Origin of the sequence: Pseudomonas sp. KK4, assembly GCF_001984065.1 — a bacterium.
Lineage (GTDB): Bacteria > Pseudomonadota > Gammaproteobacteria > Pseudomonadales > Pseudomonadaceae > Aquipseudomonas.
In genome coordinates, this window is the sequence record NZ_LYVP01000009.1 from 1 (window position 1) to 23994 (window position 23994).

Consider the following 23994-nt stretch of genomic DNA (forward strand, 5'->3'; position numbering starts at 1 on the left):
GTACCGCAAGCACACTTCCGAACTGAGTCCGCTGGTCGAATTCACCGTGGAATGATGATTTCCCCTGTAGGCGCTGCCGAAGGCTGCGATCTTCTGATCTTGAAAAAGCAGGATCAAAAGAACGCAGCCTTCGCCAGCGCCTACGGGGACATGCTCATTAAGGTCATTCGGGTTTATGATGCCCAACGGCAGAATAATAGAAGTCCCCTCAGGGATGAACTCGACCCCTTACGGAGCGCGCAATGCAGACTTTGTACCCGCAGATCAAACCCTACGCCCGGCACGATCTGGCCGTCGACGTGACTCACACGCTGTATGTCGACGAAAGCGGTTCACCGGAAGGTTTGCCGGTGGTGTTCATTCACGGCGGGCCTGGTGCCGGTTGCGACGCGGCGAGTCGTTGCTATTTCGATCCGAACCTCTATCGCATCGTCACGTTCGACCAGCGCGGTTGCGGTCGCTCCACCCCTCACGCCAGCCTCGAAAACAACACCACCTGGGATCTGGTCGCCGACCTTGAACGAATCCGTCTGCACCTGGGCATCGACAAGTGGGTGGTGTTTGGCGGCTCCTGGGGTTCGACCCTGGCGCTCGCTTACGCGCAAACCCATCCGGAGCGCGTGCACGGTCTGATCGTTCGCGGGATTTTTCTCTGCCGTCCGCAGGAAATCGAATGGTTCTACCAGGCCGGTGCCAGTCGTCTGTTCCCTGATTATTGGCAGGACTACATTGCGCCGATCCCGCAGGAAGAGCGCCACGACCTGCTCAACGCCTTCCACAAGCGCCTGACCGGCAACGACCAGATCGCCCAGATGCACGCGGCCAAGGCCTGGTCCACCTGGGAGGGCCGGACCGCGACCCTGCGTCCGAACCCGTTGGTGGTCGATCGTTTCTCCGAACCTCAGCGCGCGTTGTCCATCGCCCGCATCGAATGCCATTACTTCACCAACAACGGCTTCCTCGAGCCCGACCAGTTGATCCGCGACATGGGCAAGATCGCCCATCTGCCCGGCGTGATCATCCATGGTCGCTACGATGTGATCTGCCCACTGGACAACGCCTGGGAACTGCATCAGGCCTGGCCGAACAGCGAACTGCAGATCATCCGTGACGCGGGCCATGCCGCCGCCGAGCCGGGGATCACCGATGCCCTGGTACGTGCTGCCGACCGGATGGCACGACGCCTGCTCGACCTCGCCCCAGACGAAGCATGAAGGGTCTGCTGCAGCGCGTGCGCGGCGCGCGGGTCGAGGTAGCGGGGGAGGTGGTAGGCGCGATCGACCAGGGTTTGCTGGTGCTGGTGGCCGTCGAACCTCAGGACACTCGGGCCAGTGCCGACAAACTTCTCAATAAGCTGCTTAACTATCGGGTGTTCAGCGACGCCGAGGGCAAGATGAATCTGTCCCTGGCGGAGGTGGGCGGCGGTTTGCTGCTGGTCTCGCAGTTCACCCTGGCCGCCGACACCAAGAGCGGGCTGCGCCCGAGTTTCTCGACCGCGGCGCCTCCCGCCTTGGGCGAAGAGTTGTTCGACTATCTATTAGGCAAAGCGAAACAGGTGCATGGCACTGTGGCATCAGGTAGATTCGGCGCGGATATGCAGGTGCACTTGGTCAATGATGGCCCTGTGACCTTCCTGTTACAGAGCTGAAAGCGCTTGAAACATCTTTTTACGCGCTTTTGCGCTGAAAACAGGCGTTTTTCACGATAAATACTTTGTTACCCCTGATGCGTTGTAACGCGGCCTACTAGATAATCGCGCGCTACGGGGATCAGCGTTCGTTGGTCCATTTTGACTTAGGTAGAGACTTGTCTGGATCCGATTGGGGAATCATTTTGCCCCAGCGGAGTCGGAACAATGCTCGCCAACTTGGCAAGAGTGGTCTGCAAGGCCGGTGTTTTTCTACCGGGCACCGTACAGACCCTTTAACTGGCCGTTGGTTTTTTGATCTGTTTTCGGCGAGGGTTGCTCGTGATTGTTAGTCCCTGTAACGCACCAAAATTGTCTGCCAAACGGTTGCGCAACGCCTTGGTAGCGGGCTCTGCCCTGCTTTGCCTGCTCGGCGCCGGCCAGCTTTGGGCATTCAGTCTGGACGATGTGTCGGCCAAGGCAAAAGAGCTGGCCGGTCAGAAGTACGAAGCGCCGCGCAGTAACCTGCCGAACGAATTCCGAGAGATGAAGTTCGCCGACTATCAGAAAATTCGTTTTCTGACGGAAAAAGCCGAATGGGCCGATCAGAAAACCCCGTTCAAGCTGTCCTTCTATCACCAGGGCATGCACTTCGATACGCCGGTGAAAATCAACGAAATCACGGCGAACACCGTCGAAGAGATCAAATACGACCCGACTCGCTTCGACTTCGGCGACCTCAAGTTCGATCCTAAGGCGACCGAACAACTGGGCTATGCCGGTTTCCGCGTGCTGTACCCGGTCAACAAGGCTGATAAACAAGACGAAATCATGACCATGCTCGGCGCGAGTTACTTCCGCGTTGTCGGCAAAGGACACGTCTATGGTTTGTCCGCGCGCGGCATGGCGATCGATACCGCATTGCCGTCCGGCGAAGAGTTCCCGCGTTTTCGCGAGTTCTGGATTCAACAGCCGAAACCGGGCGACAAGCACCTGGTGATTTTCGCGCTGCTGGATTCGCCACGCGCCACCGGTGCCTATCGCCTGACCTTGCGTCCGGGCAGCGACACCATTGTCGACGTCAAGGCGCAGATGTTCCTGCGTGACAAGGTCGGCAAGCTGGGCATCGCCCCGCTGACCAGCATGTACCTGTTCGGCGCCAACCAGCCGTCCAAAGTCCTCAACTACCGTCGTGAACTGCACGATTCGAGCGGTTTGGCGATCCATGCCGGCAACGGCGAGTGGATCTGGCGTCCGCTGAACAACCCGAAACACCTGGCCGTGAGCAATTTCTCGGTCGAGAACCCGCGTGGTTTCGGTCTGCTGCAGCGTGGCCGTGACTTCAGCCACTACGAAGACCTCGATGACCGCTACGACAAGCGCCCAAGCGCCTGGATCGAGCCAAAAGGCGACTGGGGCAAGGGCACCGTCGATCTGGTCGAGATTCCGACCGCTGACGAAACCAACGACAATATCGTGGCGTTCTGGAGCCCGGAAACCATGCCGGAGCCAGGCAAGCCGCTGGACTTCGCCTACCGCATGCACTGGACCATGGACGAGGCCGCGCTGCACGCGCCGGACAGCGCCTGGGTCAGCCAGACGCTCAAATCCACCGGCGACGTCAAACAGTCCAACCTGATCCGCCAGCCAGACGGCAGCGTGGCCTACCTGGTGGATTTCGAAGGCCCGTCACTGGCGGCACTGCCAGCCGATACCGACGTGCGCAGCCAGGTCAGCGTCGGCGACAACGCCGAGCTGGTCGAGAACAGCGTGCGCTACAACCCTGAAACCAAGGGCTGGCGCCTGACGCTGCGGATGAAAATCAAGGATCCGGGCAAATCCACCGAGATGCGTGCGGCGCTGGTGCAGAGCATCGTGCCTGCCGATCTGAAGACGTCGATTCCAGCGTCCACCTCTTCCGTGGCCAAGGCCGACAAGGTTGCTGCCAAGCAAGCGGAAAAAGCGGACAAGGAAGCGAAGGCGGCCGAGGCCAAACAGGCTGACGCCAAGCCGGTCGCCGATGCCAAGGACAAGGCCAACAACAATGACGCCAAGCAGCCTGCTGCTGCCGACGCGGCCCCAGCCACACCGGAATCGGCACCGACTGAAGAAGTCCTGACCGAGACCTGGAGCTATCAGTTGCCTGCCGATGAGTAATTCTCAAGTCCAGCCAGAGACTCTGTCCGAGTACCTGGCCCATTTGCCGATGACCGACCAGCAGCGCGCCGAACTCGCGGGCTGCAAGACCTTCAGCGAACTGCACGAGCGTCTGTCATCCAAGACGTTCGACGCGCCGACCGAAGCCGCCCAGGCTTCGGTGGGCACGCGTCTGACCCTGAGCACCGCCGAAGAATTGCAGGACGCGGAAATGCTGGGGCTCGATGCCAGCGGTCGTGTCGTGCTCAAGGCGACCCCGCCGATCCGTCGCACCAAGGTCGTCCCAGAGCCGTGGCGCACCAATATTCTGGTGCGCGGCTGGCGCCGCATGACCGGTCGCACCAACCCGCCGAAGCCGCCGAAGGATGAAAACGTCCTGCCGGCAGCGCGCTGGCGCACCGTCGGTTCGATCCGTCGCTACATTCTGCTGGTATTGATGCTGGGCCAGACCATCGTCGCCGGCTGGTACATGAAAGGCATCATGCCGTACCAGGGGTGGTCGTTCGTCGACCTTGAAGAAGTCCTGCACCAGCCATTCCTGCAAACCGCCACGCAAGTGCTGCCGTATGCGCTGCAGACCAGCATCCTGATCCTGTTCGGGATTCTGTTCTGCTGGGTGTCGGCCGGTTTCTGGACTGCGCTGATGGGCTTCCTGGAACTGCTCACCGGTCACGACAAATACCGCATTTCCGGCGCCAGCGCTGGCAACGAGCCGATTCCGAAAGACGCGCGCACCGCACTGGTGATGCCGATCTGCAACGAAGACGTGCCTCGGGTATTCGCCGGTCTGCGTGCGACTTTCGAGTCGGTCGCGGCCACCGGTGACCTGGATCGCTTCGACTTTTTCGTCCTCAGCGACAGTAACGACGCCGACATCTGCGTCGCCGAGCAACAGGCCTGGCTGGACGTCTGCCGCGAAGCCGGGGGCTTCGGCAAGATCTTCTATCGCCGCCGCCGTCGCCGCGTGAAGCGCAAGAGCGGCAACCTCGACGACTTCTGCCGTCGTTGGGGCGGTGACTACAAGTACATGGTCGTGCTCGATGCCGACTCGGTGATGAGCGGCGAGTGCCTGACCAGTCTGGTACGCCTGATGGAAGCCACGCCGGACGCCGGGATCATTCAGACCGCGCCGCGGGCGTCGGGCATGGACACGCTTTATGCGCGCATGCAGCAGTTCGCTACTCGCGTATATGGCCCGCTGTTCACCGCTGGCCTGCACTTCTGGCAGTTGGGCGAATCCCACTACTGGGGTCACAACGCGATCATCCGCATGAAGCCGTTCATCGAGCACTGCGCCCTGGCGCCGTTGCCGGGTAAAGGCGCGTTCGCCGGCGCGATTCTGTCCCACGACTTCGTTGAAGCCGCACTGATGCGCCGCGCCGGTTGGGGCGTGTGGATTGCCTACGATTTGCCGGGCAGCTACGAAGAACTGCCGCCGAACCTGCTGGACGAACTCAAGCGTGACCGTCGCTGGTGCCACGGCAACCTGATGAACTTCCGCCTGTTCCTGGTCAAGGGCATGCACCCGGTGCACCGCGCGGTGTTCCTGACCGGCGTGATGTCCTACCTGTCGGCACCCTTGTGGTTCTTCTTCCTGGTGCTGTCGACGGCGCTGCTGGCGGTCAACACGCTGATGGAGCCGCAGTACTTCCTCGAACCGCGTCAGTTGTATCCGTTGTGGCCGCAATGGCACCCGGACAAGGCGATCGCGCTGTTCTCGACCACAATCGTGCTGCTGTTCCTGCCGAAGCTGCTGAGCATCATCCTGATCTGGGCCAAGGGCGCGAAAGAGTTCGGCGGCAAGTTCAAGGTGACCCTGTCGATGCTGCTGGAGATGCTGTTCTCCATGCTGCTGGCGCCGGTGCGGATGATTTTCCACACCCGTTTCGTGCTGGCCGCGTTCCTCGGCTGGGCCGCGACCTGGAACTCTCCGCAGCGTGACGACGACTCCACGCCATGGAGCGAAGCGGTCAAGCGCCACGGTCCGCAAACCTTGCTGGGCTTCTTCTGGGCCTTGCTGGTGATCTGGCTGAATCCGAGCTTCCTGTGGTGGCTGGTGCCGATCGTCGGTTCGTTGATGCTGTCGATTCCGGTGTCGGTGATCTCCAGCCGCGTGGGCCTGGGCCTCAAGTCCCGTGACGAGAGCCTGTTCCTGATCCCTGAGGAATACAATCCACCGCAGGCGTTGCTGGCAACCGACCAGTACACCCATGAAAACCGTTATCACGCGTTGAACGACGGCTTCATTCGTTCAGTGGTCGATCCACAGCAGAATGCCCTGGCGTGTGCATTGGCGACCTCCCGTCACCGTGAGGCCGAGCCGATCGAATGGCTGCGGGTCGAGCGTGTACGGCATGCGATGAAAGTCGGGCCCGATGGCCTGACCAACAACGAGCGTGTGCAGTTGCTGAGCGACCCGGTCGCCCTGGCCCGCCTGCATGATCAGATCTGGAGCGAAGGCCACGCAGAGTGGCTGGACGCATGGCGCAAGTCGGTCAAGGCCGACCCCCACGCCCCGCTGCTACCGCTGCAGCCGATGAGCGTACAGCCTCAGTTGGCCTGAATGAAAAAACCCGCGAAAGCGGGTTTTTTTATGTCTCTACCCTGTGGTCATTTCGGATATCAACGGCTGCGACTCTCCCGCTGCGGTGATGGCCGTTACGCTTACTGCGTATCGAGTGTTTCTGTGCATCAGCGGGTTCAGCGTGGGGCTGACGGTTTTGTAGCTGATTTCATTACCGCCAGGGCCAGTCAGGACAATCTTGTATTCCCTGACCTCTTGCCCATCAACAGGCGGATCCCATTCAAGAATATGTCTTAAAGCCGCGTATCTATAACGGAAGTTATCCGGGCTGGCGGGGTCTTTGATGTCAACGGTGATGGATGAGGCTGTCGAGGCATTCCCGGAATCATCCAGCGCCACCACTTCAAAAAAGTGCGTCCCGGACATCAAGCCGATCGCGACGTACTGAGTCAGCGGCGTCGTATCGAAGTATTCCCTGTTGTTGTAAATGACATATTCGCAGACGCGGATATCGTCGGTTGACGCGTCCCAGCTGAGCGTAGTGGTGTCTGTAATTGTCGATTTCAGATGGGTCGGAGGGGTTGGGGGAGTAGTGTCCTTTAGTTCGTGCTTAAGTAGGGTGGGTTCGGATAGTTGTCCATAGATGTCAAATTTCGAAAAGCTGAAGGTGTATTCGACATCCGTTGCCAGGTTGGGGACGTTTACGCCTGGCAGTAAAAACACGTCGTGCCAGTGCTCATCGTTTATCGAAATACGCACGCCTGATGTTCCTCCTTCGAAAGCGCCCCATTCGAACCTGAGCGAATCGGTGGTCTCTTCAGTGATCGACACGACGGGGGCTGGAGGTGGCGGCAGAGGTGCTTGCCCTGTGGTTTTGAAAATCGTTCTGTCGCTGATTGCGGAGGCGTTGCCGTCTTTGTCCACGGCGCGTACGTTTACGAAGTGAAAGGCGCCGCTGACTAGCTTCGTTAAGGTAAAGCGTGTGTCCGGCGTATTGAACACAAGGAATGCATTGAGGACGACCTGATAGCCCGTCACACCCACGTTGTCACTCGAACGTTCCCACGTCAGCGTCGCTGATGTATCCGTAATGTCGCTGACAACCGGCGTGCCGGGTTTGGTGGGAGGAACCCCGTCGGTCAAGCTTTTTTCCAGCACGCTCTCTTCAGAACTGGCACCGTCGAGCCGGGCGCGAACCTTGAACGTGAAGTGGTGGGGCGCAGGCCCCGGAGAAAGGTCGGCCAGGTTGAAGCTATAGCCGTAGCGTCCTGGATCCGTGTTGAAAATCTTGCCGTTGATCGAGACCTCATGAGACGGCAGTTGCCCGAAAATCGGATTCCACGCCAGCCTGCAGCGCCCGTTTTGATGGCTGAATCTGAGGTTTACCGGTGCAGTCAGCCGGGTTTTGAACGTCACGGAACTCGGCTCGGATACCCCCAACTCATTGAAGGCGCGAATCTCTGCCTGATAATCCCTGTGGCTTCTCAGGTGTGTAATCGTGAACTCGAGCTGATCGGTCTGCGCAATCACAAAGCCGTTCAGGGAAATTCTGTAGCGAACATTCAGGCCCTCCGAGGCCGTCCAGGTCAGCGTCGCGGATTTGTCAGTAAGATGACTCACTGTCGGGGCACCCGGTTTTTCAGGGGGGGCGGTGTCGATGACCAGCGATTCATAAACAGAGGGAACGTCGAAAACGTTGATTGCCCACACCTCAACCAAAAATTTCTGATCTGAGGGCAATTTTTCAAAGGTATGGGTGTTCACCGTGTTCGGAATCAACGTCGGTGCTTCTTCGTTGACGGATATGGCGTAATTGACGACGTTGCCACTGGTCGAAGGGGACCAGGAAATAGAGGTCGCATCGACTGTCTTGGACGTGATCTTCAGGTTGCTGACAGGCTCCGGTGGCGTCGCATCAAACGTGAACTCATAGTCAAACGTGCGGGCCCCCGTCAGGAAGTGTGTAAAAAACATATGACACTGATGCACGATGTGCTCTCCCTGACTGGCCTGGAAGGCAAAGCTGGGGATTTGGCCGGGTTCAAGGATATGGTTGGAGGGAAAGTCTGCTGTCATGACGTTGTAAAACGTGGTCAAGTCAAGCGCAATACTGGTTTCCCATATGATGTTGGCATCATAACGTTTGGTTTGTTCATCGTATTCTTTGATCGATACCCTTGGATTGAGCAGGTAGTGTCTTGGCGGTATTGTTATTGACCCGTACTCGGAATAAAGATCATTGATGTCAACTGCGCGAACTTTTAGGGCATAGCTGTCGTCGGGGTTCAGCGAACTAATGTGAACGGCTGGTTTGACAGTCCCGGAGTTCACGAACTCAAGGAATACGTCTGCGAGATACACTTCATAGCCTCTCACGCCTGCTGCGTCGATGGCATGATCCCATTCGATATAGGCAGAGTCGGGAGTTAGACTAAGAAATATGAAATTCTCAGGGATGGTCGGAGGAATGACGTCTTGTATAAGAACAAAAGTGTTGGACCACTCCGACTCGTTGTCCGTTGTATCAATGGCTTTAACCTGAAACTCATAATTTTTCAGAGTGAAATTTTTACGCTCGTAAGGCATTCTGCTGGTTGAAGCAAAATGTTGGCCATTCGCATAAATGGCGTAATAGCGAACGGCGGTATTATCCACAGAGGGGGTCCACGTAAATCGCAGCGTGTTTTGAAACTTTCCATCGATGACGGCTTCATCCAAGGCAATGACTACCAAGTCGGAGGGTGCCGTCGGAGGGGATTTGTCTGCGGCCCGTAGTTTGTTTAGTTCAACGCACTTGTTGACCACGCTCGTTCTGGCATTTTCGCTGTTGATAAAGTCAATCATCAGGATCTTTACGTTCTGGAATCCCGGTTTGAATGCTTCAGTGCGCACGGGGCTGGTGGGCGGCAAATCCTTGGGCTTGTTGTTTTCGGTGACGGCGGCTGACAGCACTGAGTATTGAGCCAGTGGAGGATGTTTCATCATGTCCGTAACGAGTGATGTTATGCCTTCTTCCGAAGCGTCGGTTGAATTCCATAGGTGTTGGAGGGGGGACCAAAGCTGTTCTTGGGTGACCGTACCGCTCGGCCAGGCAGCGGCCTCGCCTGCGTCATAGCTCATGCATAAAATAACGTTCCGCCCCGGATATTCCTTGCGAAGATCGCCAATGCTCAGATTGCTTGCCAGCGGCGGTATCAGCATGTCCTGCAGTGAGCTGAATTTGGGCAGGCACCGTTTAAAACTGGTGTGTGAATAATTTCGCCCGCGATCATAACTATGGAAATCCATTATTATGAATTCGCCCGGGTTTGCCACAGCAAAACTCCTGACGGCCTCGACCAGATGCTCAAGCCGTCGGCCTACGCTGACAATTCCGTGCTTGAACTCGAAAATCTCGATGAACTTATAAGTTGGGTATTTATTGCCGATGGTTTTTTTATAACTGCTGTCCACCAGGCGAAGATCGAGATAGCGTGCGCCGGCTGCCAACTGTCGAGCAAAGTTATTGTATTGGCAAACCGCCCAGGGCTTACCCACGTCAAAATGCCCATCCTCGTCTACGCCGGAGTTGTGAGCGCCGGGAATTGCCAGTTGATGCAACCTCAAGTGATCGATCTGTGCCGAGATGTCAGTCATCCAGCGGCCTGTATTGACGGTCAGGCCCGAATCATCAGTTGAAGTCGATACCGTGGGTGGCGGAGTGTTGGTCATGATGGTGCTCCCGAGACAAGCAGAGCACCAGTGTGCGGCCAATTAAAAACTGGCGTAACTAGCAGAACTGTTAGTTGCAGAGCACGATGGATATGCTACTGGTTAACAGTTAAATCATCAGTAGCGGGCATCAGACCTTGAACTTACCGACCAGCATCTGCAAATGCGTCCCCAGCCGCGCCAGCTCGACGCTGGAGGCTGCAGTCTCTTCACTGGCCGCCGATGTTTGATCCGACACATCCCGCACATTCAGCACGCTACGGTTGATCTCTTCGGCAACGGCGCTTTGCTGTTCGGCCGCGGCGGCGATCTGCTGGTTCATCGCCTGAATGGCCGAGACGGTACGGGTGATGCTTTCCAGTGAGCCACCGGCGCGGCGGGTCAGCTCGACGCTGCTGTCGGTCAGGCTGCGGCTGTTGTCCATGATGGTCGCCACTTGCTGGGTACCGTTTTGCAGGCCGACGATCAGTTCTTCAATCTCTTCGGTAGATTTCTGAGTGCGCTGCGCCAGGCTGCGCACTTCGTCGGCGACCACCGCGAAACCGCGTCCGGCCTCGCCGGCACGGGCGGCTTCGATCGCCGCGTTGAGGGCCAGCAGGTTGGTTTGCTGGGCCACGGACTTGATCACGTCGAGCACGCTGCCGATCTTGTCGCTCTCGCGCTTGAGCTCACCCATGGCCTCGGTGGAATTGCCCACTTCCAGGGCCAGGCGCTCGATCTGGGCGATGGCTTCACCCACCACCTTGTCACCCTCGCGCGCCTGCTGGTCGGCGGCGACAGCGGCCTCGGAGGCTTCCTCGGCATTGCGCGCCACTTCCTGCACGGTGGCGGTCATCTCGTTCATGGCGGTGGCCACCTGATCGGTCTCGACCTTCTGGCTTTGCACCCCGGCGCTGGTCTGCTCGGTAACGGCGGACAATTCTTCGGCGGCGCTGGCGATCTGCGTCACGCCATCGCTGATGCCGCCGATCAGTTCGCGCAGGCCCTGGGTCATGTTTTGGATGGCCCGCTGCAGCTGGCCCAGTTCGTCCTGGCGTTTGGAGCTCAGGGAGTGTGTCAGGTCGCCGGCGGCGATGCGCTCGGCCACCTTGAGGGCCTGGTTGAGTGGGATCACGATCTGCCGGGTGATGGCCCAGGCCGCGAACAGGCCAAAAACCAGGGCCAGCGTGGTGGCCAGCAACAGCATGTTCTTGGCATGCGCCACGTCAGTATCGCGTACGTTGGTTTGCGAGAGCGTGAGTTTCTTGCTGACGTCCAGCAGGATTTCACCCTGGGCGGCCATGTGCTTGAGCGCTTCGGCACTGGCGACCTGGGAGTCACGGTACTGGCTGACGGCGGCGCGGTAGGCTTTGAGCGAGTCGGTCGCCTGCTGCAGGTTGGCGATGTGCTGCTCCGGCAGTTTCGACGGCAGGCTTTCCAGGTATTTCAACGCATTGTCGATGGCGTCCAGCGCGGGTTGCTCGGCCTCGGTCTTGCCGCTGTAGGTGTAGCCCCGCACCTGGAACCGCGCTTGCTGGATCAGCTTGCTCAGGTCGATGACGCTGTTGAACTGCACAACGCTATCGCCTTGAAGCAGGGTTTTTTCGACTTCGTTGACCTTGGCCACGGCATTGTCGGCGGTGGCGCCCAGTTTGCCGCGAGCATCCTCACGGTTTGCTCCAGCCTGGATCATGGCGGCAAAGGCTTGTTTGTACTGACCGACAGCGGCCAGTTGCTGATCGATCAACGCCACGTCGGCCGGTTGTTCGATCATCTGGCGGGCGGTTTGCAGGCTGCTGTCGAGCTTGCCCAGCATGTCGTTTACGGCACCGGGGCCTTGCTCGCCACGGCGCATTTCGTAGTCGAGGCGGGCGATGCGCAGGTCTTTGGTCATTCCGTTGATGTCGGAAATGAAACCCAATTTATCGCCCCGGCTGCTCACATCGCTCAGGCCGTTCCAGCCTGTGACCGTGATCAGCAGAGTCAGCAGCAACACAAGGCCAAAGCCGACTCCGAGTTTACGATTGACGCTTACATTCCCTAGTTTATCGGCCAGCCATTGGTACATGTTGCAACTCTCCCTGACCACTCATTGGTTTTATGGGAGTTGTATCGGCTGCAGGCAGGCAATCTGTAGGAAAAGTCTGACAGATGGTTAACAGTGGAAAGGGGCTTAGAAGAGGCGGGCCAGCAATGCCGTAACAGCAGTTTCGACCCGCAGGATGCGCTCGCCCAGTTGCACCGGTTGCAGGCCGGACTTGCCCAGCAGGTCGATTTCGTAGGGAATCCAGCCACCCTCGGGGCCGATGGCCAGGGTCACCGGCTCGCTCAGGGCCCGGGGGCAGGGCGGATAGTGACCAGGATGGCCAACCAGGCCGAGGGTGCCTTCGGTAATGGCCGGCAAACGGTCTTCAACGAACGGCTTGAAGCGTTTCTCGATGATCACTTGCGGCAGCACGCTGTCCCGGGCCTGTTCGAGGCCGAGGATCAACTGCTCGCGAATCGCTTCAGGCTCCAGGAAAGGTGTCTGCCAGAAGCTCTTCTCGACGCGATAGCTGTTCACCAGGACGATACGCGGCACACCCATGGCCGAAACGGTCTGAAACACCCTACGGAGCATTTTGGGCCGTGGCAGGGCCAATACCAGGGTCAGCGGCAGCTTGGCGGGCGGTGGCTGGTCGAGAATCACGCGCAGTTCCGCTTCAGCGGCGTCCAGGCGCAACACCTCGGCCGTACCCATCAGGCCGCCAAGGCGCCCGACGCGCATGCTGTCGCCCACTTCGCAGCGATGCACTTCCTGCATGTGGGTCAACCGGCGATCGCGCAGGATCACCCGGTCCGCCGCTATGAAATCGGCGTCTTCGAGCAGCAGCAGGTTCACGCTTGGGTCGCTGGCGGCTGGTCGTTGTGATCGTCAGCCGGCTGATCGTCCGGGTGTTCGCCGCGCTTGCTGATCAGGCCGCCAAACAGCACGCCGATCTCGAACAGCAGCCACATCGGCACCGCCAACAGCGTCTGCGAGAAGATGTCCGGCGGCGTCAGGATCATGCCGACCACGAAGCAGCCGATGACCACGTACGGGCGGATTTTCTTCAGGTATTTGACGTCCACCACGCCGATCCACACCAGCAGCACCACGGCCACCGGGATCTCGAACGCCACGCCGAAGGCGAAGAACAGCGTCATGACGAAATCGAGGTAGCTGGTGATGTCGGTCATCATTTCCACGCCGGCCGGGGTGGCGGCGGCGAAGAATTTGAAGATCAGCGGGAACACCAGGAAGTAGGCGAAGGCCATGCCCGCGTAGAACAGCAGGATGCTCGACACCAGCAGCGGCACGGCAATGCGCTTTTCATGCTTGTACAGGCCGGGCGCGATGAAGCCCCAGATCTGATGCAGGATCACCGGGATCGCCAGGAACAGCGAGACCATCATTGTCAGCTTGAGCGGCGTCAGGAATGGCGACGACACGTCGGTGGCGATCATCGTCGCGCCCACCGGCAGGTACTGGCGCAGCGGCGTGGAGACGAAGGTATAGATCTGCTGGGTAAAGGCGAACAACCCGGCGAAGATGATGAACACTGCCGCTACACAGCGCAGCAGGCGGGTACGCAACTCGGTGAGGTGCGAAACCAGCGGCATGTGCTGGTCGTTTTCAGGAAGATCGCTCATGGGGCTCGCGGCGGCAGTGTAGGGTCTTGAGGGGCCGGCGGGACAGGCGCGGCGGCAGGGACGACGGGTTCGACCGGTGTCGCTGCAAGCACGGGCGCCGCCTCGGCAGGGGCGACGTCGGCGGCAGGCACCGGGGTCGACGTTGCCTCAGGCTGGACCGGGGTCGGCTCCTGCTGAACCGGCGTGAAAATCTTCCGCGCCTCCTGCTCCAGCGACAGAATGTGTTCGTTGTGCAGTTGCCGACGAATTTCGTCGGCACCGATTTCACGTTCAACTTCCTGTTTGATCGCGTTGAAGCTGCGCTTGAGGCGTCCGACCCACAGGCCGGCGGTGCGCGCAGCGCCCGGCAGGCGCTCGGGACCCAGCACCAGCAGGGCAACGAGGCCGACGAGCAGCAGTTCAGAGAAGCTGATACCAAACATTAGTCAGTGCTCACACGTCTTTGCGGATCGGCTCTTCGACTTTTTGCGCCTGCACGTCGATGGTGTGCGGCGGGTTCACGTTCTGAGTGGTCTGCGGCTGAACGGGCGGAACCGGTTGGGCCGGGGTCACGCTCGGGTCGGCCGGTTTTTCGTCATCGTTCATGGCCTTGCGAAAGCCCTTGATCGACTCGCCGACGTCGGTGCCGAGGTTTTTCAGTTTCTTGGTGCCGAATACCAGCACGACAACAACCAGGATGACGATCCAGTGTTTCCAGTCAAAAATGCCCATGTTGCTGCTCCTCTCTAATAATTGTTCAGGCGGACGGACGCGAGGCTTTCTCGACGTGTCCGGAGAGACCGAAGCGACGGTCCAGTTCATCGAGTACAGCCTGGGGATGCTGCCCCAATTGGGCAAGCATGACCATGCTGTGGAACCACAGGTCGGCGGTCTCGTAGATCACATCGCTGCAGTCACCGCTGACGGCGGCATCTTTGGCGGCAATGATGGTTTCGACCGACTCTTCGCCGACTTTTTCCAGAATCTTGTTCAAGCCCTTGTGGTACAGGCTGGCGACATACGAGCTGTCGGCGGCGGCGCCTTTGCGCTCTTCCAGGACGGCGGCCAGACGGGTCAGAGTGTCACTCATGTTTGTGTCCTGCGGAATAGATGGCGTGTGGATCTTTCAGGACCGGGTCGACGGTTGTCCAGTCGCCGTTCTCATAGACGCGGTAGAAGCAGCTCTGGCGGCCGGTATGGCAGGCGATGTCGCCGATCTGTTCGACCATCAGGATGATGACGTCGGCGTCGCAATCGAGGCGCATCTCGTGCAGTGTCTGTACGTGGCCGGATTCTTCGCCCTTGCGCCACAGCTTGCCACGGGAACGCGACCAGTAGATGGCACGGTTCTCGGCGGCGGTGAGCTCCAACGCTTCGCGGTTCATCCAGGCCATCATCAGGACGCGCCCGGTCTTGTGATCCTGGGCAATCGCCGGCACCAGGCCATCGGCGTCCCACTTGATCTCGTCCAGCCAGTTTTTCATCTTTGGTTCCTGAAAAGCAGCGACAAGCTTCGAGCTTCAAGCCGCAAGTAAAAGCCTTTGCGCTTCGGTGTTTCGTATTCTGCAGCGCATATCCACCGGCGTGAATTAAACATGAGTGCTATCAACATCGCTTGCAGCTTATAACTTACAGCTGATTCAGGCTATCGACGCACGACCAGATACAAACCGACGGCCATCATGATTCCCGCTGGCCAATAAGCCAACTGATTCAACGGACCTCCGGCGGCAAGGATGGCGCCGCCGGCCAGATGCGCCGTGCCGAGCAGGCGCAGAAACCAGTCGTCCCGGCGGCGATGCCAGGGTGGCGGCGGGTCGTAGGCGTGGGGCTGGGACATGCGTTCGAGCAGGTCGCGGGCCATGTTGGCCAGGTGCGGCAGTTGTTCGAACTGGCTCTGCACGTTGCCGAGCAGGGCCTTGGGGCTGACGCGCTCGCGCATCCAGCGCTCGAGGAACGGCTGCGCGGTGTTCCACAGGTCCAGGTCCGGGTACAGCTGACGGCCCAGGCCCTCGATGTTCAGCAGGGTTTTTTGCAAGAGAACCAATTGCGGCTGCACTTCCATGTTGAAGCGGCGTGCCGTCTGGAACAGGCGCATCAGCACCTGACCGAAGGAAATATCTTTTAACGGTTTTTCGAAGATCGGTTCGCACACGGTACGGATCGCCGCTTCGAATTCGTTGAGTTTGGTTTCCGCCGGCACCCAGCCCGAATCGATGTGCAGTTGTGCCACGCGGCGGTAGTCGCGCTTGAAGAAGGCGAACAGGTTGCGCGCCAGGTAGTCCTGGTCTTCGGGGGTCAGGCTGCCGACGATGCCGCAGTCGATCGCGATGTACTGCGGGCTCCACGGGCTCACGGTGCTGACGAAGATGTTGCCGGGGTGCATGTCGGCGTGGAAGAAGCTGTCGCGGAACACTTGGGTGAAGAAGATCTCGACGCCGCGTTCGGCGAGCATTTTCATGTCGGTGCGTTGGTCGGCCAGGGTGGCCAGGTCGGTGACCTGAATGCCGTAGATACGCTCCATCACCAGCACTTTCGGCCGGCACCAGTCCCAATAGACTTGCGGCACGTACAGCAGCGGAGAGCCTTCGAAGTTGCGCCGCAATTGGCTGGCGTTGGCCGCTTCACGCAACAGGTCGAGTTCGTCGTAGATGGTTTTTTCGTAGTCGCTGACCACGTCCACCGGGTGCAGCAGGCGCGCATCGGCCGACAGTTTTTCAGCGGCGCGGGCCAGGATGAACAGCCACGCCAGGTCCTGGGCAATGATCGGCTTGAGGCCCGGGCGGATCACCTTGACGACGACTTCTTCGCCTGTTTTCAGTTGCGCGGCATGCACCTGCGCCACCGAGGCCGAGGCCAGGGGTTCGACGTCGAAACGGCTGAACACCTCACTGATCTTTTTGCCCAGTTGCTCTTCGATCAGCTTGACCGACAGCTGCGAGTCGAACGGCGGCACGCGGTCCTGCAACTTCATCAGCTCATCGGCAATGTCCTCGGGCAGGAGGTCGCGGCGAGTGGACAGAATCTGCCCGAACTTGATGAAGATCGGCCCGAGGTCCTGCAGCGCCAGGCGCAATCGCGCGCCACGGCTCAGGTCCAGGGTTTTTCGCGGGAACCAGCGCCACGGCAGGGCGTAGCGCAGCACCAGCAGGAACCAGGGCAATGGCAGGGCGAACAGCAGGTCATCGAGGCGGTAGCGGATCACGACGCGCTGGATGCGCAACAGACGGCGGACGGCAAGCAGCTTCATGCGTTATCGCTTGGGTCGAGGGATCGGGAAAGGCGCGCGAAACGCGCCTCGAGTCGTTCCAGATCGAGTTTGATCCGGTCCAGTTCACTGAATCGGGCTTCGGCTTCGCGCTGACCGACGAGGGTGCGCGATTCTTCGGCCAGGTATTCGCCCAGGTTCTGGCCCAGGCTGGCAAATCCTTGCTGATACCAGCGTGCACGACTGCGCAGGTGACCGCCCACCAGTTGGGTGGCAACGGGACCGAGCCAGCGCGAGAGTTCGTACTCCCAGTCCAGCTCAAGGTCCTGGAGAATCGCCGCCAAATCCAGCAGCACACCGCTGTCGCCTTCGAGCTCGACTTGCGGGCCATGCAGCACGGCCGTCTTGTCTTTGCTCATCGCCAGTTTCAACAGGCTCGAAGCCGGCGCGCGCAAGGTGCAGTCGGCGCCGGTTTCCCACTGGGAGGCGAGCATCAGGCCTTCATCGCTGGGCAGGATGAACAGGTGCAAGGCCGGGCTGCGGCAGTCGACGGCAATCACCTTGCCGCTCAAATGCGCCAGCCGCGGCAGCGCCGTGCTGTCGAGGCGCAGCACCCGGTTCAGACCGAGTTCAACGCTGGCGAACAGTCCGGCGAGCAGCATCAGGGCTTGATGCCGCGGTGCAGGGCGACGATACCCGCGGTCATGTTGTGATAGGTCACGCGGTCGAAACCGGCCTCGACCATCATCGACTTCAGGGTTTCCTGGTTGGGGTGCATGCGGATCGATTCGGCCAGGTAGCGATAGCTTTCCGAGTCGTTGGTGATCAGCTTGCCCATCAACGGCATGAAGGCGAACGAGTAAGCGTCGTAGGCCTTGGACATCAGTGCGTTGGTCGGTTTGGAGAACTCCAGCACCAGCAGGCGGCCACCGGGCTTGAGCACGCGCAGCATGGAGCGCAGCGCGTCTTCCTTGTGCGTCACGTTACGCAGGCCGAAGGCGATGGTCACGCAGTCGAAATGGTTGTCCGGGAACGGCAGTTTTTCCGCGTCGGCCTGAACGAATTCGACGTTGCCGGCCACACCCAGGTCCAGCAGGCGGTCACGACCGACCTTGAGCATGGACTCGTTGATGTCAGCCAGCACCACCTGGCCGGTGGGGCCTACCAGGTGCGAAAACTTGCGGGTCAGGTCGCCGGTGCCGCCGGCGATGTCGAGCACGCGGTTGCCGGTGCGTACGCCCGACAACTCGATCGCGAAACGCTTCCACAGACGATGCATGCCGCCCGACAGGAGGTCGTTCATCAGGTCGTACTTGGCGGCTACCGAATGGAAAACTTCAGCGACTTTTTCCGCTTTCTGGCTTTCCGGAACGTTTTTGAAGCCGAAGTGAGTGGTGGGTTCGGCATCGCTGCCTTTGCGCTGATCAGTCATATCGCTGTCACCAAGAGAGAATGCGCGACATTCTAATCCCCAAGGGATGCTTTGTCTTGGCAAGGCTGAAGGTAAGATGGATCCCCCTCGGGACGTTTTGCCGCGGTGACGGTCAAGATTCACCGAACACGTATTCATAGAACAGGAGTTGATCGATGGCCCATATCAGTGTTGAGCGTGCCCACAGCCTGGGCAAGGACGCGGCCCGCGAGAAGGCTGACAAACTGGCGCAGAAACTCTCCGACCAATATGGCCTGGAGCCCCAATGGTCTGGCGACACCCTGAACCTCAAGCGTTCGGGGGTAAAAGGGGCGGTGCATGTCGCCGACGATTCGATCCGGGTCGAAGTGGAATTGGGCCTGATGATGTCGGCCATGAGCGGCATGATCAAATCGGAAATCGAGAAGGCGCTGGATAAAGCGTTGGTCTGATCTCTGGGTGAAATGAGATCCCCTGTGGGAGCGGGCTTGCTCGCGAATGCGGTGTGTCATTCAGCATTGTTGTTGACGGATGCACCGCCTTCGCGAGCAAGCCCGCTCCCACATTTGTTTTGTGGCGTGCCCAGGGTTTCATGTCAGTTGTTAGGGTGCCGTTTCTAATTTTTCTCCCTACTTTGTGCATGAGCCCGACACTTTCGCGGGCAGTTCCTCAAACCTTCTGCGCGTGAGGTGCACCATGGCCAAAGTTATTTTGAAGAAAAAAATCGACGCTTCGACTACTGCTTTGAGCGACGTCAAATCCTATGCCCGCAAGATCTGGCTGGCAGGCCTGGGTGCCTACACCAAGGTCGGCCAAGAGGGCAGCGAGTACTTTCAAGAGCTGATCAAGGCTGGTCAAGTTGTTGAAACTAAAGGCAAAAAGGTAGTTGCCGAGAAACTTGAAGCCGCCAACTCCGAGATCGATGAAGCCAAGAGTGAAGTGACCACTTTCAAGGGCAAGGTTGAAGTCCAACTCGACAAGGTCGAGAAGGCGTTCGACTCGCGTGTTGCAAGTGCCTTGAATCGTATCGGCATTCCGTCTAAACATGACGTTGAGACACTCTCTGCTAAGCTCGATGAGCTGACGGCATTGCTCGAACGCGTCGCGCGTAAATCTTAAGGAGAACGGGATGGCTGTTAAAAAGAACACCGAAAAAGAAGGCAGCTCGTGGATCGGGAAAGTCGAAGACTACTCCCGAAAAATCTGGCTGGCTGGTTTAGGCGTGTACTCGAAGATCGACACTGACGGCAGCAAACTCTTCGATGCATTGGTCAAAGACGGCGAGAAAGCCGAGAAGCTCACCAAGAGTGCCGTCGGCAAAAAAGTCGACGCCGCCAAGGACTCTGCTTCTTCGGCCAAATCGCGCATCACTGGCGTGAAAGATCGCGCACTGGGCAAGTGGGATGAGCTGGAAGGGGCTTTCGACAAGCGTCTGAACAGCGCCATTTCCCGTCTGGGCGTGCCGAGCCGCAATGAAGTCAAGGCACTGCACAGCAAGGTCGACACCCTGACCAAGCAGATCGAAAAACTGACCGGTGCCAAGGTTGCGCCTGTTGCGGCGAAAACCGCAGCGGCCAAACCTGCTGCCAAGCCGGCCGCAAAAACTGCAGCCAAGCCACTGGCCAAAGCAGCGGCTAAACCTGCTGCCAAAACCGCTGCCGCCAAACCTGCTGCCAAAGCAGCGGCCAAGCCGGCTGCCAAAACTGCCGCAGCAAAACCAGCCGCCGCCAAAGCAGCGGCTAAACCGGTAGCGGCAAAAACGGCTGCCAAGCCAGCGGCCAAGCCAGCAGCCAAGCCGGCCGCCGCTAAAACTGCAGCGGCCAAGCCAGCAGCCAAACCCGCGGCCAAACCTGCCGCTGCGAAAAAGCCCGCAGTGAAAAAGCCGGCCGCTCCAAAAGCCGCCGCGCCAAAACCTGCCGTGGCCGCCGCCAAACCGGCAACCCCGGCCGCTCCGGTCAGCGCCTCGAACTCTGCGACCGCGCCGACCCCAGCCACCACCCCGACTGCCGCGCCAGCCCCATCGACGCCAACCAGTCAGTCCTGATTGTTCAGGGCTCTAGAAAACGCCCGGCCTGCCAAGGTCGGGCGTTTTTGTTCATGCACGGCCTACACAATACCTGTAGGAGCCGAGCTTGCTCGCGATGGCGTCGTGTCAGTCAACACTGAAGTCGACTGATACGACGCCATCGCGAGCAAGCTCGGCTCCTACAGAGGGCGGTGGGTTATTCGTGTTCTTCCAAGTACTGCATCGCCAAATGCTCGGTCGCCACTTTGATCGGCGGCAACAGATGCGGCGCCACCAGCATCATGATTTGGTAAACCACCAGCCTCACTTCGCCCTCGCGGTCGAGAATCCGCTGATAGTCCAGCGAGAACAGCAGCGTCATGGTGATCTGCTCCACCAGTTGCCCCAGGGCCTGGGTGTCGCTGACCAATTGCCCCTGTGCCTTCAAGCGCGCCAGCAACGAAGCGAGTGTGCGCTTGAGCCCGTTGAGCAGGTTGCGAATGCCCTTGGCCAGCTTCGGCAAACGCCCGGCCAGGTTCGACAGGTCCTGGAACAGGAACCGGTAGTGAGCCAGACGCTCGACGATCAGGTGCAGGAACAGCCAGTAATCCTCGGGGGCCAGTTCGACGTCGGACGGTGGGTCGAGCAGCGGTGCCAGCTCCGCCTGAAAGCGCTCGAACAACCCGAGAATCAGTGGTTCCTTGCCGTGGAAGTGGTAGTAGAGGTTGCCGGGGCTGATGCCCATTTCGTTGGCAACTTCCATGGTGGAGACGTTCGGTTCGCCCTTGTGATTGAACAACTGCAGGGCACATTCGAGGATGCGGTCGCGGGTTTTCATCCAGTCTTCTTAATGATCATGCCAAGTCAATTTCCAATCCTGTGGGAGCGAGCCTGCTGGCGATGGTCGCTAACGATTACGCGGGCTTTCTGAATACCCGCGGCGTCTGCGTGTTCATCGCGAGCAGGCTCGCTCCTGCGGATTTGGATGCGGCGTTGAAGGTTCAGCGCACACGCACGTAGGTACCGGGTGCGGCTTCCATCGGTGGGTAGTTCTGGTTGCCCAGGGCCATGTGGGTTTCTTTCTGCGCGCCGGAACGCTCCTGAATCCAGCCCAGCCATTGTGTCCACCAACTGCCGTCGACCTGCTTGGCATCGTAGTACCAGGCCCGTGGGTCGCTGCTCAGTTTGGCGCCTTCGACGTAGTTGGCTTTCGGGTTGTTCGGCGGGTTGAGGATGCTCTGCACATGGCCGCTGTTGGACAACACGAAACGCCGCTCGCCCCCCAGCAGCAGCGTCGAGCGATACACCGCGTCCCATGGCGTGATGTGATCGTTGATGCCGGCGACGCTGAAACTGTCGACGGTGACTTTCTGCAAATCGATCGGCGTGCCGCACACTTCGAGGCCGCCGGGATGGCTCAGCGGGTTGTGCTTGAAGAAGTCCAGCAGGTCCCCATGCAAGGCGGCCGGCAGGCGCGTGTTGTCGTTGTTCCAATAGAGGATGTCGAACGCGGGCGGCTCCTTGCCCAGCAGGTAGTTGTTGACGAAATAACTCCAGATCAGATCGTTGGGGCGCATCCAGGCGAAGACCTTGGCCATGTCCCGGCCATCGAGCACGCCCTTCTGGTAAGAGCGGCGCTTGGCGGCTTCCAGGGTCTGCTCATCGGCGAACAGGGTGGCCGGGGTGTCCAGCTGGCTGTCCAGCAGGCTCACCAGGTACGTCGCGCTAGACACCCTGCGCAGTTGCCGCTTGGCCTGCAAGTGCCCCTGCAACGCGGCGATGGTCAACCCGCCGGCGCAAGCGCCCATCAGGTTGACTTCTCGGGCGCCGGTGATCGCCCGGCAGACATTCATGGCTTCTTCCACCGCTTCCACATAGGTCGACAGCCCCCATTCACGGTGGCGCACATCGGGGTTGCGCCAACTGATCATGAAGGTTTGCAGGCCGTTCTTGAGCGCGAACTGGACGAAGCTGTTGTGGGGGCTGAGGTCGAAAATGTAGTACTTGTTGATCTGCGGCGGCACCACCAACAGCGGTTTGGAGTACTGCTTTTCGCTCATCGGCTTGTACTGGATCAGCTCCAGCAGTTCATTGCGAAACACCACGGCACCGGTGGTGGTGGCGACGGACTTGCCGACCTCGAAAGCCTGTTTGGTGACTTGGCGGGGCAGGCCATCGTTGTGCAGTAGATCATCGACCAGATGGCTGATGCCACGGACCAGGCTGTTGCCGCCGGAGTTGAAGATCTCCTTGATGGCCAGCGGATTGAGCAGGCTGTTGGACGGCGCCATGGCATCGTTCAGCAAGGAGAAGGCGAAGTGTGCGCGGGTGCGATCGTCGGGGCTCATATTGCTCTCGTCGATCCAGCTTTTGACCTGCTTTTGCCAGGCCAGGTAAGCCTGCAGGCTGCGACGATAGAAGGGGTTGAGGCTCCATGCCGGGTCGGCGAAACGACTGTCCTGAGGGTTGGTGGGGTGCAGGGTCTCACCCAGCAGGACGCGGCCCAGTTGACCCCCCAGTTTCAAGGCGTGCCGCGCGCTGTGCACCGGGTTGCGCAAACCATGGGCGGCAACGCTGCGCAGCGTTGAAAACAGATCGCGGCCACGCAGGCCGGTGATCGCACTCTGTGCGTTGATGAACGCGGCGGGAGAGGGCACCAAGTCCCTCGCTGGTTTGTCACGCATCAGTCAACACTCCTTCGTCTTCAGGCCAAATACAAACACACCGAACCAGAACACCATAGTCGCTGTAGCAGGTTGTTGCGCGGCCCGGCGTCCTGCCGGGCGATGACGAGTCGATTAACCGCCCAGTGGCGACGGATGCGGGTGCATCACCGCGCGCTGGCGCTCCTCCTCGAGAAATTTCATGATGATCGGCGCCACGGCTTCGGCGCGGGTAATCAGGAACAGGTGCCCGTCATCGATGATGTGCAACTGGGCGTTGGGGATGCGCCAGGCCAGCAGGCGCATGTTGACCAGCGGGATCAACGGATCGTCGTCACCGGCCAGCACCAGGGTCGGCTGGTTGATCTTGTGCAGCCAGTGAATGCTGGTCCAGCCAAGGCCCGCGAACAGCTGCCAGTAGTAACCGAGCTTGCCCGCCGAACGCACCTTCGCCGCATGGCTTGCCGCCAGTGTCGGGTCGCGACGGAACGAGCCGCCGTAGATCATCGGCGCGATGCGGATCACGTGCGAAGGCTGGATGTAGCGTCGTGGGCTGGCCATCATCCACAACACTTTCGGCTTGCCCGGCACCATCACCGCACCGGCGGCCGTCGCCGCCAGTACAAGCTTCTTGCAGCGCTCCGGATAGTCGTAGGCGAATTGCTGCGCCAGGGCACCGCCCCAGGACACGCCGATCGCATTGACCTGTCCGTAATCAAGGTAATCGAGCATGCGCGCCGTGAGCTTCGCCAGGCCCGGAAACCGGTACGGACGATTTGGCGTCGACGAACCGCCCACACCGGGAACGTCGAACGCGATGACCTCCAGGTCCGGGTCCAGCGCCGCGACGAACGGGAACACCAGCTCCAGGTTGGCGCCGATGCCGTTGAAAATCAGCAAGGGCGTCAAGTGAGGCTTGCCGGGGCGCACCGCCGTGCGGAGGGTCTGGCCATCCAGGTCGACGGTACGGAATATGAACGGTTGCGGCATGCTCTGGCCCTGTGGGTCACTTTTTCAAATTCTTCCCCGATCCCCTGTGGGAGCGGGCTTGCTCGCGA

Annotated in this window: 21 protein-coding genes; 7 read left to right on the top strand and 14 right to left on the bottom strand. The window is 59.7% G+C overall.

The window, feature by feature from the left end; genetic code table 11:
• Positions 1 to 242: 242 nt before the first annotated feature.
• From pip to mdoH, 4 genes are all read left to right on the top strand, one after another.
• Positions 243 to 1214 (top strand): prolyl aminopeptidase, encoded by a 972-nt coding sequence (pip, locus tag B0W55_RS05490; protein ID WP_077045005.1) that lies wholly within the window; start codon positions 243 to 245, stop codon positions 1212 to 1214.
• Complete coding sequence (gene dtd / locus B0W55_RS05495) at positions 1211 to 1648, top strand: D-aminoacyl-tRNA deacylase (RefSeq protein ID WP_077045006.1); 438 nt, start codon at positions 1211 to 1213, stop codon at positions 1646 to 1648. Before pip ends, dtd begins: the two co-directional genes overlap by 4 nt.
• 321 nt (positions 1649 to 1969) lie before the next feature.
• Complete coding sequence (locus B0W55_RS05500) at positions 1970 to 3784, top strand: glucan biosynthesis protein G (RefSeq protein ID WP_077045007.1); 1815 nt, start codon at positions 1970 to 1972, stop codon at positions 3782 to 3784.
• On the top strand, positions 3777 to 6347 hold the full coding sequence (gene mdoH / locus B0W55_RS05505) for a glucans biosynthesis glucosyltransferase MdoH (protein WP_077045008.1): 2571 nt from the start codon (positions 3777 to 3779) through the stop codon (positions 6345 to 6347). Before B0W55_RS05500 ends, mdoH begins: the two co-directional genes overlap by 8 nt.
• A 36-nt stretch (positions 6348 to 6383) precedes the next feature.
• Here the strand turns inward: mdoH and B0W55_RS05510 are convergent, their stop codons facing one another.
• The 11 genes from B0W55_RS05510 to ubiE form a co-directional block, all read right to left on the bottom strand.
• A complete protein-coding gene (locus B0W55_RS05510; protein ID WP_139340872.1) occupies positions 6384 to 10019 on the bottom strand; it encodes a fibronectin type III domain-containing protein in 3636 nt (1211 codons plus the stop codon).
• Positions 10020 to 10149: 130 nt separating this feature from the next.
• Positions 10150 to 12066, bottom strand: coding sequence for a methyl-accepting chemotaxis protein (locus B0W55_RS05515; protein ID WP_077045010.1), 1917 nt, complete (start codon positions 12064 to 12066; stop codon positions 10150 to 10152).
• 105 nt (positions 12067 to 12171) lie between these two features.
• On the bottom strand, positions 12172 to 12879 hold the full coding sequence (locus tag B0W55_RS05520; RefSeq protein WP_077045011.1) for a 16S rRNA (uracil(1498)-N(3))-methyltransferase: 708 nt from the start codon (positions 12877 to 12879) through the stop codon (positions 12172 to 12174).
• The gene (gene tatC, locus B0W55_RS05525; protein ID WP_077045012.1) at positions 12876 to 13670 is read right to left on the bottom strand and encodes a twin-arginine translocase subunit TatC; all 795 of its coding nucleotides are present in this window, start codon (positions 13668 to 13670) and stop codon (positions 12876 to 12878) included. The genes B0W55_RS05520 and tatC overlap by 4 nt, the downstream gene beginning before the upstream one ends.
• Positions 13667 to 14092 carry a Sec-independent protein translocase protein TatB gene (gene tatB, locus B0W55_RS05530; protein WP_077045013.1) on the bottom strand — a complete coding sequence of 142 codons (426 nt, stop codon included), beginning with the start codon at positions 14090 to 14092 and terminating at the stop codon, positions 13667 to 13669. Before tatB ends, tatC begins: the two co-directional genes overlap by 4 nt.
• 10 nt (positions 14093 to 14102) lie before the next feature.
• Positions 14103 to 14381 (bottom strand): twin-arginine translocase TatA/TatE family subunit, encoded by a 279-nt coding sequence (locus tag B0W55_RS05535; RefSeq protein WP_077045014.1) that lies wholly within the window; start codon positions 14379 to 14381, stop codon positions 14103 to 14105.
• A 25-nt stretch (positions 14382 to 14406) separates the two neighbouring features.
• The gene (locus B0W55_RS05540) at positions 14407 to 14739 is read right to left on the bottom strand and encodes a phosphoribosyl-ATP diphosphatase (RefSeq protein ID WP_077045015.1); all 333 of its coding nucleotides are present in this window, start codon (positions 14737 to 14739) and stop codon (positions 14407 to 14409) included.
• Positions 14732 to 15133, bottom strand: coding sequence for a phosphoribosyl-AMP cyclohydrolase (gene hisI, locus B0W55_RS05545; protein WP_007989281.1), 402 nt, complete (start codon positions 15131 to 15133; stop codon positions 14732 to 14734). The genes B0W55_RS05540 and hisI overlap by 8 nt, the downstream gene beginning before the upstream one ends.
• A 161-nt stretch (positions 15134 to 15294) precedes the next feature.
• On the bottom strand, positions 15295 to 16899 hold the full coding sequence (gene ubiB, locus B0W55_RS05550; protein ID WP_077045016.1) for a ubiquinone biosynthesis regulatory protein kinase UbiB: 1605 nt from the start codon (positions 16897 to 16899) through the stop codon (positions 15295 to 15297).
• The gene (locus tag B0W55_RS05555) at positions 16896 to 17519 is read right to left on the bottom strand and encodes an SCP2 domain-containing protein (RefSeq protein ID WP_077045017.1); all 624 of its coding nucleotides are present in this window, start codon (positions 17517 to 17519) and stop codon (positions 16896 to 16898) included. The genes ubiB and B0W55_RS05555 overlap by 4 nt, the downstream gene beginning before the upstream one ends.
• Positions 17519 to 18289, bottom strand: coding sequence for a bifunctional demethylmenaquinone methyltransferase/2-methoxy-6-polyprenyl-1,4-benzoquinol methylase UbiE (ubiE, locus tag B0W55_RS05560; protein ID WP_007989286.1), 771 nt, complete (start codon positions 18287 to 18289; stop codon positions 17519 to 17521). The genes B0W55_RS05555 and ubiE overlap by 1 nt, the downstream gene beginning before the upstream one ends.
• Before the next feature lie 155 nt (positions 18290 to 18444).
• Here ubiE and B0W55_RS05565 point away from each other — a divergent pair, with 155 nt between their 5' ends.
• The 3 genes from B0W55_RS05565 to B0W55_RS05575 all read left to right on the top strand — a co-directional run bounded on the left by B0W55_RS05565 (position 18445) and on the right by B0W55_RS05575 (position 20312).
• Positions 18445 to 18720, top strand: a complete 276-nt coding sequence (locus tag B0W55_RS05565; RefSeq protein ID WP_077045018.1) for a polyhydroxyalkanoic acid system family protein — start codon at positions 18445 to 18447, stop codon at positions 18718 to 18720.
• Positions 18721 to 18964: 244 nt separating this feature from the next.
• On the top strand, positions 18965 to 19387 hold the full coding sequence (locus B0W55_RS05570) for a phasin family protein (RefSeq protein WP_077045019.1): 423 nt from the start codon (positions 18965 to 18967) through the stop codon (positions 19385 to 19387).
• A 10-nt stretch (positions 19388 to 19397) separates the two neighbouring features.
• Positions 19398 to 20312 (top strand): phasin family protein, encoded by a 915-nt coding sequence (locus B0W55_RS05575; protein ID WP_077045020.1) that lies wholly within the window; start codon positions 19398 to 19400, stop codon positions 20310 to 20312.
• A gap of 178 nt (positions 20313 to 20490) precedes the next feature.
• Here the strand turns inward: B0W55_RS05575 and B0W55_RS05580 are convergent, their stop codons facing one another.
• The 3 genes from B0W55_RS05580 to phaZ all read right to left on the bottom strand — a co-directional run bounded on the left by B0W55_RS05580 (position 20491) and on the right by phaZ (position 23926).
• On the bottom strand, positions 20491 to 21111 hold the full coding sequence (locus B0W55_RS05580; RefSeq protein WP_077045021.1) for a TetR/AcrR family transcriptional regulator: 621 nt from the start codon (positions 21109 to 21111) through the stop codon (positions 20491 to 20493).
• Between the two features lie 163 nt (positions 21112 to 21274).
• Entirely contained in the window at positions 21275 to 22957 is a 1683-nt protein-coding gene (gene phaC / locus B0W55_RS05585) for a class II poly(R)-hydroxyalkanoic acid synthase (protein WP_077045022.1), read from the bottom strand.
• A 114-nt stretch (positions 22958 to 23071) separates the two neighbouring features.
• Positions 23072 to 23926 (bottom strand): poly(3-hydroxyalkanoate) depolymerase, encoded by an 855-nt coding sequence (phaZ, locus tag B0W55_RS05590; RefSeq protein ID WP_077045023.1) that lies wholly within the window; start codon positions 23924 to 23926, stop codon positions 23072 to 23074.
• Positions 23927 to 23994 lie beyond the last annotated feature (68 nt).